Annotated in this window: 15 protein-coding genes; 4 read left to right on the top strand and 11 right to left on the bottom strand. The window is 42.4% G+C overall.

Going from position 1 to position 16,718, the window contains the following annotated elements; genetic code table 11:
* Position 1: 1 nt before the first annotated feature.
* Positions 2 to 970 carry a hypothetical protein gene (locus tag AB4589_RS18190; RefSeq protein WP_372101375.1) on the bottom strand — a complete coding sequence of 323 codons (969 nt, stop codon included), beginning with the start codon at positions 968 to 970 and terminating at the stop codon, positions 2 to 4.
* A gap of 220 nt (positions 971 to 1,190) precedes the next feature.
* Between AB4589_RS18190 and AB4589_RS18185 the strand changes: the two genes are divergently transcribed.
* Positions 1,191 to 1,379: a hypothetical protein gene (locus AB4589_RS18185; RefSeq protein WP_371707562.1), complete on the top strand. Its 189-nt coding sequence runs from the start codon at positions 1,191 to 1,193 to the stop codon at positions 1,377 to 1,379.
* A 258-nt stretch (positions 1,380 to 1,637) separates the two neighbouring features.
* Here the strand turns inward: AB4589_RS18185 and AB4589_RS18180 are convergent, their stop codons facing one another.
* From AB4589_RS18180 to AB4589_RS18160, 5 genes are all read right to left on the bottom strand, one after another.
* A complete protein-coding gene (locus AB4589_RS18180) occupies positions 1,638 to 2,924 on the bottom strand; it encodes a DEAD/DEAH box helicase (RefSeq protein ID WP_372101373.1) in 1,287 nt (428 codons plus the stop codon).
* A gap of 142 nt (positions 2,925 to 3,066) precedes the next feature.
* Positions 3,067 to 3,807 carry a DUF1223 domain-containing protein gene (locus AB4589_RS18175; RefSeq protein WP_372101371.1) on the bottom strand — a complete coding sequence of 247 codons (741 nt, stop codon included), beginning with the start codon at positions 3,805 to 3,807 and terminating at the stop codon, positions 3,067 to 3,069.
* 214 nt (positions 3,808 to 4,021) lie between these two features.
* Positions 4,022 to 4,210 (bottom strand): hypothetical protein, encoded by a 189-nt coding sequence (locus AB4589_RS18170; protein WP_372101369.1) that lies wholly within the window; start codon positions 4,208 to 4,210, stop codon positions 4,022 to 4,024.
* Between the two features lie 313 nt (positions 4,211 to 4,523).
* Positions 4,524 to 5,525 carry a TerC/Alx family metal homeostasis membrane protein gene (locus tag AB4589_RS18165; RefSeq protein ID WP_372101367.1) on the bottom strand — a complete coding sequence of 334 codons (1,002 nt, stop codon included), beginning with the start codon at positions 5,523 to 5,525 and terminating at the stop codon, positions 4,524 to 4,526.
* Positions 5,526 to 6,134: 609 nt separating this feature from the next.
* Positions 6,135 to 7,874: a bifunctional UDP-sugar hydrolase/5'-nucleotidase gene (locus AB4589_RS18160; protein WP_372101365.1), complete on the bottom strand. Its 1,740-nt coding sequence runs from the start codon at positions 7,872 to 7,874 to the stop codon at positions 6,135 to 6,137.
* 238 nt (positions 7,875 to 8,112) lie between these two features.
* On the opposite strand from AB4589_RS18160, the gene AB4589_RS18155 reads away from it, so the two are divergent.
* Complete coding sequence (locus AB4589_RS18155) at positions 8,113 to 9,885, top strand: ATP-dependent endonuclease (RefSeq protein ID WP_009845306.1); 1,773 nt, start codon at positions 8,113 to 8,115, stop codon at positions 9,883 to 9,885.
* 191 nt (positions 9,886 to 10,076) lie between these two features.
* Here AB4589_RS18155 and AB4589_RS18150 read toward each other — a convergent pair whose 3' ends face one another.
* Entirely contained in the window at positions 10,077 to 10,571 is a 495-nt protein-coding gene (locus AB4589_RS18150; RefSeq protein WP_102250468.1) for a DUF1097 domain-containing protein, read from the bottom strand.
* A 467-nt stretch (positions 10,572 to 11,038) separates the two neighbouring features.
* Complete coding sequence (locus AB4589_RS18145; RefSeq protein WP_009845304.1) at positions 11,039 to 11,944, bottom strand: LysR substrate-binding domain-containing protein; 906 nt, start codon at positions 11,942 to 11,944, stop codon at positions 11,039 to 11,041.
* Between the two features lie 273 nt (positions 11,945 to 12,217).
* On the opposite strand from AB4589_RS18145, the gene focA reads away from it, so the two are divergent.
* A complete protein-coding gene (gene focA, locus AB4589_RS18140) occupies positions 12,218 to 13,669 on the top strand; it encodes a formate transporter FocA (RefSeq protein WP_371709829.1) in 1,452 nt (483 codons plus the stop codon).
* Positions 13,670 to 14,020: 351 nt separating this feature from the next.
* Here focA and AB4589_RS18135 read toward each other — a convergent pair whose 3' ends face one another.
* The 3 genes from AB4589_RS18135 to AB4589_RS18125 all read right to left on the bottom strand — a co-directional run bounded on the left by AB4589_RS18135 (position 14,021) and on the right by AB4589_RS18125 (position 15,557).
* Positions 14,021 to 14,590 (bottom strand): YceI family protein, encoded by a 570-nt coding sequence (locus AB4589_RS18135; RefSeq protein WP_372101362.1) that lies wholly within the window; start codon positions 14,588 to 14,590, stop codon positions 14,021 to 14,023.
* Positions 14,587 to 15,126 carry a cytochrome b gene (locus AB4589_RS18130; RefSeq protein ID WP_102250471.1) on the bottom strand — a complete coding sequence of 180 codons (540 nt, stop codon included), beginning with the start codon at positions 15,124 to 15,126 and terminating at the stop codon, positions 14,587 to 14,589. Before AB4589_RS18130 ends, AB4589_RS18135 begins: the two co-directional genes overlap by 4 nt.
* 185 nt (positions 15,127 to 15,311) lie before the next feature.
* The gene (locus AB4589_RS18125; protein ID WP_004730892.1) at positions 15,312 to 15,557 is read right to left on the bottom strand and encodes a DUF2164 domain-containing protein; all 246 of its coding nucleotides are present in this window, start codon (positions 15,555 to 15,557) and stop codon (positions 15,312 to 15,314) included.
* A gap of 285 nt (positions 15,558 to 15,842) precedes the next feature.
* Between AB4589_RS18125 and AB4589_RS18120 the strand changes: the two genes are divergently transcribed.
* Positions 15,843 to 16,478 carry a hypothetical protein gene (locus AB4589_RS18120; RefSeq protein WP_009845296.1) on the top strand — a complete coding sequence of 212 codons (636 nt, stop codon included), beginning with the start codon at positions 15,843 to 15,845 and terminating at the stop codon, positions 16,476 to 16,478.
* The last annotated feature ends 240 nt before the right edge of the window (positions 16,479 to 16,718 follow it).

Here is a 16,718-nt window from a genome sequence, read left to right as displayed (position 1 = left end):
TCTAACTGGAGCAGATCATCCCGGATAACTCCACTTCTACAGGAATCTTCACTTCAGACTCTCCTTTAAAGAACCATCTCTTTGCAACTGCAAATTTTGCATCTACGAAGCCTTGGTTCTCGCCAGTACTATGGTATCTATCTTGTTTTAGACACTTCTCAGAGCCTTTAAGTTGAATACGGACAGGATTACTTTGTGTAGTAACATGTCCCAGTTTTACTACATAACCATCAGATTCATTGTAAAGCGGCTCAATTGCATTAAACACGTTTAGAGCATCACCCGGGTGAGCACCGCTATTCGTTAAATAACCTCTTAACAAGAACAATTGGTCTTGGCTACTAGTATGTGACAAGCTGTGGCGGTCAACAGATATGATGAGCAACTCAGCTTCTTTTGACCAGTATGCAGTATGGAACAACTGTGTATTTTGCTTTTTCTTGAATACCAGTTCGCCCTCTTGATCTTTCGTGTATTCAAGGCCTTCATCATTTAAATGTGCAGCAGCCAATATTTCTTCAACCTCTTTCTCAGCTACAGCACACATGATCAAAGTTTTAAACTGATAATCACCTAGAGTCGTGTCCAGCTTTTGCATCGGTAATACAACATTTTTCTTGAGCTTTCTGAGCTTCCCCTGGTCTTCGATTGGAAAAGGAAAAGCGTTATATACATCGCCAGAGCTAGTCAGTGTTACGTTATCAAAAACATCGTCTAGAGATTCATGGTCATCTTCGTGAACACGAAACAGTTCAATCTGCCTTGTTCCCATCTTAGATGCCAAAAGTCCTAGGTCAGAAATGGCCGCTTGAAGCTCAGACGATGCTGAAGCCTCACGAGCGACCTCTTCCCTAAAAGATTCTTTAGAAGCTGCCTTAGTAGAAAATACCTTTTTAATCTCTCGCTTTGTATGCTGAAAACCAAAGCGACCCATAAGTGTATTTAGCTGATGCTCATATGATGTTGACATGTATTACCTTACAACTATTAGTAGTACAAGGAGAGTACAGTCATATCAGACATCATTCAATATCTGAACACCCTATTGATAGAATGGCAATTAAATCAATTAATTAATATGATCTTGCTATCGGTATAAAGATGATATTGGCAATGACGCAGTGGACAATATACACTCATTAACAACGAACCTTATCAATTCAATCAAAGCACACAGAGAAGGAGGCACGATGAACGAACATAAAAATGCAGGCTACAGTACTGCCTCCTCACCAGAGGCTCCGCCAGTAGATATCAGCCAAGTGATTGAAAATCATCATGCTTATAAAGGTCATGATAAAAAGAAGAAAACGAAATACGCAAATCACATCAAGCTACACAATGACAAGATTAAGAAGCACAAACAGCTTTCTCTTTAAATTTTTGCCCTATCTTTTACTAAACCGTTCCAATGTGAGCGGTTTTTCTTTGTCCTTAAATAAGAAAAATGTTTTGACGAACAATCGACCTTCAGTAAATGTAATCATTGGTTTAGATCTCTTTCTTTTGAGAATGATAGTTACCAAGGAAGAGCATTTACTAAGAGCAAACAAATAGGACACAGTACCTACTATAAACGCGAAAAAAGGCGCTCAATTGAGCGCCTTTCTTGTATCTACAATCTAACCATTCTTAATTTAGTTATTTCTCAACCAAACATCTTGGTTTTTAGGTGCTTTCTTCTTTTTCTTCTTGCCAGTTCCTGCTGGTGGCGCAACCGGTTTTAATGCAGCAACAAGTGCAGCGGTTGCTTCTTCATCCACTTCAAAGCCTTCGATTTGCTCACGCTCAAGACGAATTTTGTTCTTCTTCTCGATGATTGTGAAGTGATGGTAGTCTTCGTGATCGATCAGAGATAATGCTAAACCAACCTCACCTGCACGACCGCTTCGGCCAATACGGTGCATGTAGTCTGATGGACTACGTGGTAAGTCAAAGTTGATCACTACAGGAAGCTTTTCAATATCCAGACCACGAGCTGCGATGTCTGTCGCGATCAGAACGTCAATCTCGCCAGATTTAAAATCTTCTAGGATACGAGTACGTGAACCCTGACCTTTATCACCGTGGAATACTTCCGCAATGATACCGCGCTTGTAAAGCTTATCAGCCAAATGTTCACAGCTGTTCTTCGCATTCACGAAGATAAGAGCTTGGCGCCATTCGTGTTGTTGAATCAGGTGCGCCAACAAAGCTGTCTTACGGCCTTTTTCGACTTCGAATACTCGCTGAACTAGCGTGCTCGCATTGGCACTTTGAAGTTGGACTTCAATTGGGTCGTTCAGTAATTCTTGAGTCAGCGTTTTAACTTGCTCAGGGAAAGTCGCAGAGAACAACAAGGTTTGCTTCTTATTCGGCAATAGCTTCAAGAGTGCATCAAGTTCTTCTGTAAAGCCAAGGCTCAACATTCGGTCAGCTTCATCAAGCACTAACGTTTTTACTTTATCGAGTTTGATAGCGTTGCTTGAGATCAGATCAAGCAAACGACCCGGTGTTGCCACCAAGATGTCTGTGCCGCCACGTAACGCTTGCATCTGAGTGTTCACCGATACACCACCGAATACACAAACCGTTTTGATTGCACCGTTGAAATGTACTGCGTAAGACTTAACGCTATCGGCAACTTGCTTAGCAAGCTCACGTGTAGGAACCAAGATAAGGCCAGAAACATAGTTACCTTTGCCCGAACGACGGTCCAGAGGTGCATCTTCATGAATCTTTTGTAACAGTGGAAGTGCAAATGCTGCAGTTTTACCTGAACCTGTATTTGCGCCTGCAATTAGGTCGCGTCCTGCTAACACACTTGGAATAACTTGCGCTTGGATAGGCGTTGGCTGTTGGTATTCAAGCTCGGTAAGACGAGCCATCAAAGGAGAGATTAAGCCAAGATCAGAGAAGTTGGTTGGTGTTGTGGTGTTAGTCATTAATTGCAGGAACTCAAAGCTAAAATAATAGCGCGCTATATTAACGTATTTCAGCAGTATTACGTAACTAAATCGCCCCTTTCTCTCGTGTTTTAGCAATGAGCCCCCACTACAACACATCCAGTATCAAGTTATCGCAAGTTTAATTCAGCCATCCTGCTACCGTTTGTTCCGGTGTATACGAGTTAGGTTCGGTTAACCACACGGCCACGGCATCTGGCGTGGCGACTAAAGGAGAGAAATCGATATTGAATTGCCATTCAGACTGACCACGTCGATAGCCGTCGTAAACCACGACAAAATCGTGCTCAAGTTTCTTACCTCTGTTCTCGCCCGCTTCAACGCTGGTGACTTCGTTCATCGCCAACAAGGCAATATGAGCGACATAATCACCTTTGCCTTCGTAGTGCACGCTGAACGTATCGCCTTTATGATTGACGGTTAGCTTAGGGTTACTTTGTTGTTGGAGCGATGGCAAGGTTCTGTCTAGCCAATTAAAGTAACCGCGCCACTCTTTTCCATCGACGACAAAGCCCGGAGTATAAACGCCACTTGTTACTCCATAAGCTTTGTACAAGCGTTGCTTTTGACTGAATGCCTTGCTAGCGAACTTGTCTCCCCACCCTAGGTAATCCCAGTAATCGACGTGATAGGCGAGCGGAATGACTTGTGTCCAAAGATTAGGGTGGTCTTCAAAAGTACTAAGGTAGGCATCAGCAGGCGGACAACTTGAACAACCTTCAGAGGTGAACAGTTCGATAACCTGCGCAGGTTGACCTTCATTACTCCAGGTTTGTGCAAACGACACAGAAGAATGGGCGCCGATTGGCAAGGCAAGTAAACAGAGTTTAAGCAATGATGAATTGCGTGTGGCGTGTGACATACCGAGATCCTTGTACGAAGCGAATTTACTGGCGCTCAAATAAAGACCGTTATGCCTAAGTATTTCTTTCAGGTGATGAGTTTCTTTCAGATACTTATTTTATTTCAGATGCTTAGTTTCTTTGAGATGCACAGCTTATTTCAGATACAAAAACGCCAGCTTCAGAAGCTGGCGTTTTCTTAAAATTCTATATTTTTACATGTTAACGCAGAGATTAACGGTTGATACCGATATCGCGTTGCATGTGACCAGATAGGTCGCTTGAGTAGTAACTACGTGGAGAGTTGTCTACAAAAAGAATATCGAAAATGTGTGTAATCAATCCTTTGAAGTTAACCGAGTAGGTCTTCTTATCCATAGAGTTAGGAACAGCGATAGTATTCATTTGCATTGCTTGAGCCATGATTGCCTCTCTATAAATTTGTTTAAGTGGTTCGTTCTGATGACAAGAATAATAGGTGATTTTTTACACGTTAAAAAATGACTAAATTTGGACTTTCAGATTAGTTTTTCTAATAAAACAAACCGTTAACAAGGCATGGAAATACATATTCACAAATGGTGACTATAAATTCACAATGGCGTTAAAAACATGCATTTAGTACAAATACCCTTCAAATCACAGTGGCCAATGTCACAGAAATTTTACATGAATAAATTTCCCACTTCATCGACCACGTACCGATTATAAACTTTTCGATAAGTTATATTTGTTTCTAATTCACTTGTTCAATGTCTGGATTCTTCGCATAAATCGACGCTATAACCGCAACCGTCATGGTAGAAATAAGCACCGCCAACGACCAGTACGTTGGGATAGCCCACTCACTGTCAACCAATAGCATTTTCACACCAATGAACACCATGATGAATGCCAGTGCAGGCTTCAAGTAGATGAACTTATCCATCATGCCTTGCAGAACAAAGTACAAAGAACGAAGGCCAAGCAATGCAAATACGTTTGCAGCCAGTACTAAGAATGGCTCTTGTGTCACCGCAAAGATCGCAGGAATAGAATCCAATGCAAACATCACATCCATAACTGCAATCGCACCGATCACCAACATCATTGGAGTGAATGCCCATTTAGCACCCTGTTTAACCATTAATGCAGGGCCATGGAAATCTTCGGTTACCGGCATCACTTTACGAAGTAGCTTTTCAGGCAGTGTATTCACGCTTTCCTCTTCGCCCTCGTCTAACGCCAGTTTAATACCAGTACCAATCAAGAACGCAGCAAACACGTAAAGCACCCAGTGGTATTCAGCCAACAGCTGTGCGCCTAGTGCGATCATAATTGCACGAAGTACCAATGCACCAATTACGCCCCAAAGAAGCGCACGTGGTCTTAGATGCTCAGGAACTTGGTATTGAGCAAAGATCATCGCGAAAACAAATAGGTTGTCTACACTGAGTGATTTTTCTAGCAAGTAACCCGTAATGAATGACACGGTTGCTTTTTGCGCTGTGTAGTCACTATTTGGTGCATAAATGTCCCAGAATAAGTAAATAGAACCAGCAAACAAAAATGCAAGTACAAACCAAAAAACGCTCCAGATTGCCGCTTTTTTAATTGTGACGTTCCCACCACGAGTCTGATAGATATCAATAGAGACGAGAATCACTGTTAGCAGGAAAAAACCCGCATAAGTCGTCATGATTGGCGATGAAAAAAAGGATTCACTATTTGTAGATAATAGAGATTGAGTTGAGTTCATTATTCCTCCGGGCGGAAGAACTTTACAAAGACCTTCCGCAAACAAAACATATCAAGTTCCACGACGGATCTTGATTGTGATTGCGTTGGTCTCGTTGAAGTGAAATATGGGATTTCACCTTTACATACCGGATAGGCTCTTAGCCTAACGAGATGACGACATGTAAACTTGCGCTAACTACTCCCCAAACGCGTGGATAATATTCCCCTATTTGTGTTTCGTCTATTAAAATTTGCACTAGAAATACAAAAAAGGAGCAAATGCTCCTTTCTTATTGATGCCACCCTATCAAATAGACACTCGAATTGATTCTAAGAATAAATTCGCTAACCAAATTCACGATGGCACTGCGTAGTTACACTGCAAAACGATCAAGTAATAATTCTGCGCAAATTACAATCTCGCGTAAATTACAATCCTGCAGTCGGTATCAAATACACTAACGCAGACCAAACCGATACCCAACCAACCACCGCTACTGCATCTAACCAATCTTTCTTATCCATGCTTATCTCCACAAGAAGTGTGACCTGCAGGAATAAAGCATAAACAGTGCCAAATTTATAAACAGCCATAACTAATAATGTTAAGTGCAATCATTGATGCTGATTATCTAAAACACTCCATGCAATTCAGCGGTTCATTGTGTTTAAGAGACTCTGGGTATTCTTGTAGAAACTCGATAAAACAGTCTGCCATAGAATCGGTCGTCACCACGCCATCACCTATCATATCTAAGACGGCGTTATAGCCCTCTTTTCCTTTCATGGTGTAGGCTGACGACGCGCCTCGGTAAATTCGATCGCGAGACACAGGCTGCCAACCGGATACTTCAGAGTGAATTTCTAAATGGTGAATCCTATGCCCTATAGGTGCTTCTTTGTGATAACAAAATCTCAAGTTATGAGTATAAGGAAAGCTGCCGGAACCTGTGCCCACGACACCATTATCGATCGCGTTATTGATTGCACCTTCAAGCATGCCAGCGATCGTTTCACCTTTTACTTCATACACACCAATGGGTACGGCAAACGGTAGTAGTTTTCCGGCAATATCGGCAACGGATACATCACCACTATTAAGTGAATTTCGCACTCCACCAGAGTTGTGAATCGCAAATTCAACCTGATGCCCTTTCTTGTTCATTAGGTAGTGAAATGATTGAGCAACCAAGGGCGCAAGCTGACTTGGACCTTTCTCATCCGGGATCCGAATATGGCGCAGTGTTGTGTCTGCATGAGCAATCACTTGTTGCTGAAGCTTTCGAACTCTCGGCTGGTATTTATCCGTCAGAATACTCTGCAGCTCAGGATCTTTTTTACACACTGCAATATTAGGGTGATTATTTAAAAACTCACATGCCATGTCGTGGGCATCGTCTTGCCCTACTTCACTCAATTTCGCGTCTATAAACAGTCGACGGCCTAACAGCAGTTCGTTCTTACCGTTGAAGTGAGTCACTTTGCCTTCAGCATCGAACTCGATTTCGCAGTGTCCTAGGCTCATGGCGTGGAAACCCGCTTGCACAACATAGGTGTCATCGACTTTCACTCCGTAATCATCATCTTTAACTAAGCCAATATCAGAGAAATCACCTTGTAAGCGATGACTATGACCACCAACAATGACACCAATACCTGTTACGTTGGCTGCTAACTCTAAATCAGCTTCGTAACCAAGATGACTAAGTAACACAATCTTGTTGATGCCTGCTTGATGGATTTGCTCAATGGTCGCTTTTGCGGTTTCTAAAGCATTTTCAAATGGTGTATCGATATCTGGATTAGCAATGCCTGCCATCTTATCGATGCTTAAGCCGAATATTGCAACCTTCTCGCCATCAAACTCTTTCGTTATAAAAGAAGCACTTCGCGTTTCAGTCAGATAAGGCTTAACAATTTCGTTGTCCGCTAAGGTATGAGTTTTATTGATATCCTCATTCGATAGATTCCAGTTACCGGCCAACAGTGGAAATTTGATTCTTTTCGCGAAGATCGCAACGGGCTCATTACCCATGTCTAACTCGTGATTTCCGAGCGTCATGGCATCTATATTTAGGGCATTCAACAAATCGGCGTTGGCTTTTCCCTTGAATAAAGAAAAGTACAAAGTCCCCTGGAAGCAGTCACCAGCATGCAGGAACAGGGTTCCAACCTTCTGACGCTGGGCATCTTGTTCTATTTGTTTGAAGCGTGTTGAAATTCGAGCAAAGCCACCAGTACTGACATAAGGTTCAATGATGTGGTTGTTCATTTTAAGTGATAGCTGTAACGAGGTTGGTTCAAAGTATGAGTGGGTGTCGTTGATGTGTGCCAACACTATTTTTGTCGGCTTATTCTTTTTAGTCATATTTTCTTCTCTCTTTGTCCCTTCATACTAGGTCGAGAATCATGACAGAATCGTGAATTTTATGAAACTGCACTGCAAAAAAATACTCGAGATAGATCGAAAATCTCATTTTGCACCGTATAAATAAACAACGGGTTTTGTGACAGGTGAGCATACCAGATTTGTGTTTTTCGATTATGATTAAAGATATCTGTTAGCTTTCAAACAATTAGCAGAGCCTTCCGTTAGGAGTAAGCCTATGCAACTAGAAAGAATCGAGATTTCTGGCTTTCGAGGTATTAAGCGCATGTCTCTTGCGTTTGATGAGCTAACCACGCTTATTGGTGAAAATACTTGGGGTAAGTCTTCATTATTGGATGCCCTTTCCGTCGTTCTCCCTTCAGACGGAGTTCCATATCACTTCGAAATGACCGATTTCCATGTCGATTACTCAGTTTCACATCCACAGTCTCAACACCTTCAAATTGTTCTCGCATTAAAAGCCAACGATAAAAGTGAGCTAAATGCAGGACGTTATCGCAAACTCAAACCGGTGTGGGTTCAAGACGAGTTTGGTGTTTTTCGTATCTATTATCGAATCAGTGCCACGTTAGAGCAATATGAAACGACCACACACTATGCATTTTTGGGGTTGGACGGAAACCCTCTCAAGCTTCATCACTCAGAAAAGCTCGCTCAAGAATTAATGACGTTACACCCTGTAATTCGTTTGAGAGACGCAAGGCACTTCGATCGCCCTTTCAACGGCAATTCACTTAACCACAATGCTCATCTACCGGGTAATGTTCACACTAACACCGTTCATGCTAGTAACGGGCACGCTAATAATGTGAGTGGAAATGGTAACGGCCAGAGTCAAACAACCAATGGTAATGGCAGCAATGGAAACGGAAATGGGCGTCAGGCAAGGATAGAAAAACGCATCGACAACACCTGCCGTCGCCTTATGGCGATACCCGGACATGTTAATAAAGGTGAAATGCGCAGTAGTCTTGAGTCGATGCAAAGCTTGATAGAACACTACTTCTCATTTAAGAGTGTCTCACGTAAAAATCCGAGAAAACCGCGTGATGGGTTACTTTACTCAGCTGGTGCGAACGACAAGAGCATTCATCAATTAGTCGAAGAGACCAAAAACAAACAAACTCGCTTATTATTCATGGGGTTGCTTAATGCCTATTTGCAAGCAAAAGGGCCAAATGACTTAAGAAGATGTGCTCGCCCTCTTTTGATCCTTGAAGATCCAGAAGGTCGATTGCACCCAACGCACTTGGCAAGGGCTTGGAGCTTGATGCAAAAGCTGCCCATGCAAAAAATCCTGACCACCAACAGTGGCGATCTACTTGCTGCAGTGCCGCTTCAATCGATTCGTCGTTTGGTACGTCAGTCAGATAAAACCATAGCCAACCAGCTCAATGTGAACCACTTCAGCAAAGATGAACTTCGTCGAATTGGTTTTCATATTCGTTTTCACCGGTCCGGCGCTCTGTATGCTCGCTGTTGGTTGTTGGTAGAAGGTGAAACCGAAGTCTGGTTGTTTAACGAGTTAGCCAACCAATGTGGGTATAACCTTGCTGCGGAAGGCGTTCAAATTATTGAGTTCGCGCAGTCTGGTCTTAAAGCGCTCATTAAAGTAGCGCAAGAGTTTGGCATCGATTGGCACGTGGTGACTGACGGAGACGCTGCTGGTAAGAAGTATGCGGCGACTGTGCTATCTAAACTTGGTAATGATCAAGAACGACATCGCCTCACAGAACTGCCTGATAGAGACATCGAGCACTACTTGTACATGAATGGGTTTGAGAACTTTTTCAGAGACATGGTTAAGATTCCTTATGATCACCCTATTCCAGCGAAAAAAGTTGTGGCTAAAGTTCTCAAGAAACACGCAAAACCAGACCTGGCTTTAGCGATCGTGTCTCATTGTGAGAATCAAGGACAAGACTGTATTCCATTGTTGTTGAGATGGACTTTGAAACGCGTGATCACCATGGCAAACGGAAATACCTAGCTTCTTGCTTATCTGATAAGTGCTATTAGTTCTTCTGTTGATAATTTCTTGAATTGATTAAGAAACCAAAAAAGGCACACCAAGTGGAGTGCCTGTATAAATCGATATACAAATTAATTGGGGGTTATCTTGCAAGAGTTCACAGTGACTAAACTAAGGTTAGGTTAACGAATTAAGGCTAGGTTAACGAATTAAGCCTTGGCTTGCTTAGCGTGTTGTTCAACCGCTTCCGAAGATTGAGTCGATTTTTCGTGAAGCCAAAGCCCCGTTGCTTTCATCAAGTATCCAAAGACACCACCAAGCAGTAAAGATGGCACGACAAGTTGCCAATCGCCGCCTGCTGCAAACGTCGCGCAGCAACCAATAAAGGTCCCTGGGATATAACCTAGCCACGCTTGTTTGGCTTGAATACACATAAAGAAAGCGACAATAGCGGTAATCATATAGCCTAAAATCTCTAACCCTGCGAAGGTCGAGCTTTCGATAATCACCATTGCCCAGAATACACCTGTCATGTTGGTCAGTAAGCTGCCTGCTAGTCCTTTAACACCGCCCGTTGGCGAAGCAAAATAACTGGTGCAACCTAAGAAACCGGCCCATGACAATAAGCCGAAAGAGATAGCAATCCATCCCCATAGACCTGACAAAATACCTGTTGTTAATGAAATCGCGACTAATGTACTCATACTATTTCTAAAGCCTAATTACGAAATTCATCGCACCGGATTTAGCCTCACTTAAAATCAAGTAAGCATATTATGGGAAGAACGCCTTCTTTTAGCCGATCATGATCACATTAATAATGTACGCGAATATGCATTTATCACCAGATAGAGACCGGAATCGCTTATTCAACACAATTAGTTATTAGGGGCTGTTAACCTTTCGAGCTTTATTTTGCAGCTCTTGTGGGAAATTTATACAAGGCAGAGGCTTTGATGTGTAGTTAGCCTACATGAAAAGGCGATAACGCAGTAGAAATGAACCACAAGGGCTGCCCGAAGGGTTCGGTTAAAATCGCTTTATGCTTTGTTGAAGAATATTTGCTTAGAATGACTAGGCTACATACTCTTCGCCGCGCCTAAAACGATTTTACCTCGAACAAAACTTAACCACGAAAGGTCAACAGCCCCTAGCCTTTATCAAATTACCGTTATAGAACTGACGGTTTGCCTTTCATCATGCGCTTACCTTCTCGCTTAATACATTCAGCAAGTGGGTTTTCTGCCATATCCGCACGCCAAATAAACGAAAGCGTACGTTCCATTTCAAGCTCAGGAACATTCAAAGTAACGAGTTGGCCAGATTCAACAAACTGCTCGACATCGAGATAAGGTAAACACGTTAAATATGGGCCGTTTGCTACCAAACTTCTTAAAACAGGAACGTGTTCATATTCTCGCCAAACATCAAGATCACCAATTAAATGATGAATAGAGCTATCAAAAACTTTGCGAGTACCTGAACCATGTTCACGCAATACCCACTTCGCTTGTTCTAGTTGCGCCAAACTGACACGTTCACGCTTTGCAAATGGGTGATGAGCCGATGCAACCACCGTTAAATGGTCGGTACACCACACTTCTTGATGAACTCGGTTATCGTCACAGCGACCTTCGATAACGCCAAGGTCATATTGGTAATCTAATACGCCATCTATAACCGCATCGGTACTTTGTACACCAAGCGAGATTCGCATCTCAGGAAAGTCGTTATCAATAATACTGATGAGGTCTGGAACCAGGTGTTCTGCCGGGGTTTGGCTCGCACCGAGTTTGAGCTCTCCACTCAATAAATGCTGCTCGTAAAAACCCATTTCAATTTGCTGTGCATCTTGCAGTAAACGCTTCGCTTTTGGCCTAAGCCACATGCCCCAATGAGTGAGCGCCATTTGCTTGCCCTGCCTTTCAAACAAAGGCCTGCCGAGCATTTTTTCCAACTGTGCAAGAGACATACTTGTCGCCGACTGAGTCAATGCAAGCCTATCAGCTGCCTGACTTACGCTTCCCGAATCTGCTACCGCGTCAAAGACGGCGAGTTGCTTTAATGAATAACGCAAAATCTATCCTTAATTCTTTTAATAACTTATGTCCTGCTGCTCGTTTTTTGTTAAGCCGATGAGCAATCAATTTCATTCTACGCCTAACCAAATCTATATCAATATTTTTGATGTGGTTTCTAAAAATTATCAATTTTACCTCTACCCCCCAACACCCTAATCTGGAATGGCAGGACACAACGAGCCCTGCAAAACATTACTGATTAACCATTACGGATTAACCAAGTCATTAACACTAGGAATTACACATGACGGATTGTTCAAGGGGGGGATATGGCAACCAGCACTTCTGAAAATCAGCAACTGTTCTCGCCAACAGAAATGATGGCGGAAGCCGAGAAATTTGCATTAAGCAAAGCAAATAAAACCAGCAGCATGACATTGAGTTTGGCAATCATGGCTGGCGCATTCATCGGGCTTGCTTTTTTATTCTACATCACGGTGACCACAGGTAGCTCTGATGCAGGATGGGGATTAAGTCGCTTAGCCGGTGGGCTTGCATTCAGCATGGGGTTAATCCTGATTGTTATTTGTGGTGGCGAGCTGTTTACCAGTTCGGTGTTATCAAGCATTTCATGGGCTAATAAGCAGATAACCTTCACCAAGATGCTGTCTATCTGGGGCAAGGTATATGTAGGCAACTTTATCGGTGCCATGTTCCTACTGGCTTTGGTAAGCGCAGCAGGCTTATATCAACTGGATGGCGGGCAATGGGGCTTAAACGCTCTAAACATTGCTCAACACAAGCTACACCACAGCCCTGTTCAAGCTTTCGCTTTGGGTGTGCTTTGTAACTTACTAGTGTGTTTAGCAATTTGGTTAACGTTCAGCTCAGCTAACGCCATGACTAAAGCAATGATGACCGTATTACCCGTTGCAATGTTCGTTAGCTCAGGCTTTGAACACTGTGTGGCGAATATGTTCATGGTTCCATTAGGCATCACAATTCAAGCATTCGCACCAGAGAGTTTTTGGATGCAAATTGGCGCAACATCAGCCCAGTATGCAGACCTGAACATCATAAAATTTGTCACTGCAAACTTAATACCAGTGACATTCGGCAACATTGTAGGTGGTGCGGTATTGGTCGGCTTAGCCAATTGGAGTATCTACCGTCGCCCGCAGCTTAAAGCGGCAAAAATTACAGCAATAACTCAAACAACAGAAATTACGTCAGTTAAGGAAACCACTATGAACACTACAACTACTATCAAGCAAATCATGAACACTCAACCAATTACACTGAGCGTAGAAATGCCTACTTCAGTGGCGATTGATTCACTTTTAGATGCTCAACTTGTTAGCGCTCCTGTTTGCGATGTTGAAGGCCGCCTAGTAGGTATCCTCTCTGTTCACGACGTAATGGTTGACCTTTGGTGCCAAGACTACATTCCGACTAAAGGTCAGAAAGTGGTAGACCTAATGAGCCGTGACGTAGTGGCTATTGATGCAAACGACAAACTGGTCGATGTTGCTGAGTTCCTATGTATCGATAAAGAACAACTGTACCCGACAACAAGCATGGGCTATGCCACTCGCCTGACCTCTCTTTCTTTAGAAGAGCGTGCAAAAGCGATGAAAGTAAGCCAACCACATATGCTTCCAGTGCTAGAAAATGGCGTAATGGTCGGTGTGATGACTCGTACTGAAGTTATGCAAGCACTACGTCCAATCTATGGCGACCGCCTAAACGTGGTTCCAAAGGCTGAACTAGAAACGGCTTAACTAGCGACTGTTTACAAAGCAAGCGTTTCATTAGAAACAAAGTAACGAATCGTAGGCTGAACTATTAGGGATTAGTCGTTCAGCTAGATAACTCAGTCATTGCAACGTTGACTGGCAGAGGTAAATGGTGGCTTAAGACGCAGTAAAAGGTTTGACACAAAACAGACCTAAACGCGTGGCCATTTACCTCAATAAAAAAGGCGCAAAGTGAAAACTTTGCGCCTTTCTCTATATTCTAGCTGCTTTGCTACTTTCCATATGACTAAATAACCGGCTAACAGCCGACCTATCTCGTATCGACTAGGATTTTGATCTTTCTAAATATGTTGATAGCGATTATTGATAGCTAGATTACTTCTTTACACCTTCAACATGCAGATCCATGTCGACATAGCTTGAAGCGCCCATTACTGGGATATTGAAGTCAGCAAGCTCTAGACGAGTTGTACCAACAAAACCAGCACGCTCACCGCCCCATGGGTCTTGACCAGCACCGATGAATTCAGCTTCGATAACGATAGGCTTGGTTACACCGTGAAGTTTAAGGTCACCCATAACTTCAAGTTTGCCGTCGCCTTTATCAACCACTTTTGTGCTGTTGAATGTCGCATCAGAAAACTTACCAGCATTGATGAAATCACCGCTACGGATGTGCTTATCACGCTCTGCGTGGTTTGAGTCAAGGCTAGTTGTATCAACCGTTACGCTGATTTTAGACGCTTCAACGTTGCTCTCATCAAATGAGAAGTCACCTGAGAATGTGTTAAAACGACCTTGGATAAAGCTGTAACTTAGGTGGCTAACTTTGAAGTTAACTGAAGCATGCGCACCTTTTGTATCAATCACGTAATCAGCGGCGTTCGCAGCGAAAGGCATTGCCATAGCAAATGCTAATCCTGTAGCGATAATTGACTTTTTCATTTTGAAGCTCCTATCATTTTTCGTAGCGTATCGTCTTTGTCGATAACGTGGTGTTTTATCGCCGCTAAGGCGTGCACTGATGCCATAATGATCAGTACCCATGCAGCATAGTAGTGAACCGTTCCTGCGAGATCAGATTGGTTTGCAAATAGTTCACCCATACTTGGTACAGTGAACCAATTGAATACCTCGATCCCACGGCCATCTGATGTCGAAATCAAATAACCTGAAATAAATAAAACCGCTAAGTTAATGTACATAAATCCATGAGCGATCTTCGCCGCTACAACTTCATAGCTTTTACCTTCCACATTAGGTGACGCGGTAACTAGCTTCCAAAGCAAGCGGATAATGGTAACGGCAGCCAAAAGAATGCCTACCGAACGGTGGTAGTCTGGTGCTGTTTTGTACCACTCACTGTAGTAAGAAAGATCAACCATCCATAGGCCTACACCAAATAGGCCAAATATTGCGAGTGCTGAGATCCAATGCATTGCTCTTGCTAAAGGATTGTAATTTTTGACGTTGTTGTTCATGCATCTCTTCCGAATGTTAACGTGTCGTGTAGTTTTGAAAAGCGTACCCTACACCAAGTTTGCGTAACATATTATTTACCAAGTTTTACATTAGTTACATCATTTCAAATTAAACAAGTTATTCAAAATTTTTGAACAAGTTGCTTTATTGACAAATTTTTTTGTCGAACAATCGCTTGCTGGGTCTATATTTCAACGATTTGTTCAATTTCATAGAGCTCATCTGAGATATCTAACATTTTTCGTTCCATGACTTTCTGAGCATCTTCTATTCCCTTGTTGTAATACACCGCACCAAACTTTTTGCTAATGAAGTCGACCAAAAATTCCGTGTCGAACTGACCAAGATCTACATCGAGTTCATCTTGCAGGTACTTTTGTAATGTATGAGTGAGCTCAGACTTTTGTTTCGAATCTAATTGAATGGTCATGAATGTGTCCAAATAAAGAGTAAGTAGAACAATTGTGATTAGCTGACTAAGATTAGGTTAACTAGCGATAACTTTACTAAGTCACCATGAGCCTGCTAACTCACTATTATTTCTCATAATTTAGATTACAGACCCGTAGAGCGCCAGTGCTATCCATAAAAACGCTCTGCAATGGCTAATTTTGATAGAGGGATCATGAACTGGCACTTTGACGATAGGTAATGGCACTGCAATTACCGTACTATTGCCCATCAATAAGATAGTAACTGTGTATAAGAGGCTTCATTGTTATTAGATCTGGTGATTAAAAGCGTCAATCAGTTTCAAGACGATTGCTTGAAACTTTGTGAGCGTCATTACCCTACCGTACACAATCAAGGGATCAGTGAACATCACATAGGCAAAGCGTTTGCGAGACGAATGGAGCACACTTTCGTTAGCTTCAATCATGCAAGCAACGTAAGCCCACTAGAAATGCTCTCTTCTGGTGAAACGCCACGACACTTCCGAATCTCTTCTGAAATTGGTACCGTTTGGATGATTAGCCACCATATGGTGAGCGCAGGAAAGACTTGTCGTAAAAAGTTGATGCTGGACATTCATAACTGGCAGCAAGAGTACGGATTTGCCATTCAACCCAATGACCTATTGATTATTGTCTCCGACCATTGGATAAGTCGAAGCAAAAACAGTGGTGAACTCTTGCATTGGTGGATGGGGGAACTCCCAGACCAGATTAGCGACTACAGCCTACAAGGTATCACGCTAAGAGAGAGTGATACTCAATTCGCAGATGATTTAAATAGTAACTTCAAAATCAGTCCGTGTTTTATCCGATTCGCTCACCCGCTAAAACGCTCTGGAAATCAACAACTAGTTCGTAAATACCTGCAACTTTATGCGGTAATACAATGGCAGTAAAATACAAGCCAATTTTCAATTTGATATATAACGTAAATAATTATACCTACACTATTATTTTATAAAATAACACCTATATTCCACTCATTTATTATCCGGATTCTCCAGTTTACTAATTAATAACTTAACAACCTCAATATTAATTTTGAGAGACAGACATCATTTTTGTGTAACCACGAAGATCTATTTATTTTATTATTTTGATACTCCCCCAGAATGTAATGTGATTACCGAGGGAGG

Source organism: Vibrio sp. 10N.222.49.A3, assembly GCF_041475145.1.
Taxonomy (GTDB): Bacteria; Pseudomonadota; Gammaproteobacteria; order Enterobacterales; family Vibrionaceae; genus Vibrio; species Vibrio tasmaniensis_A.
This window is presented reverse-complemented; position numbering and strand designations above follow the sequence as displayed.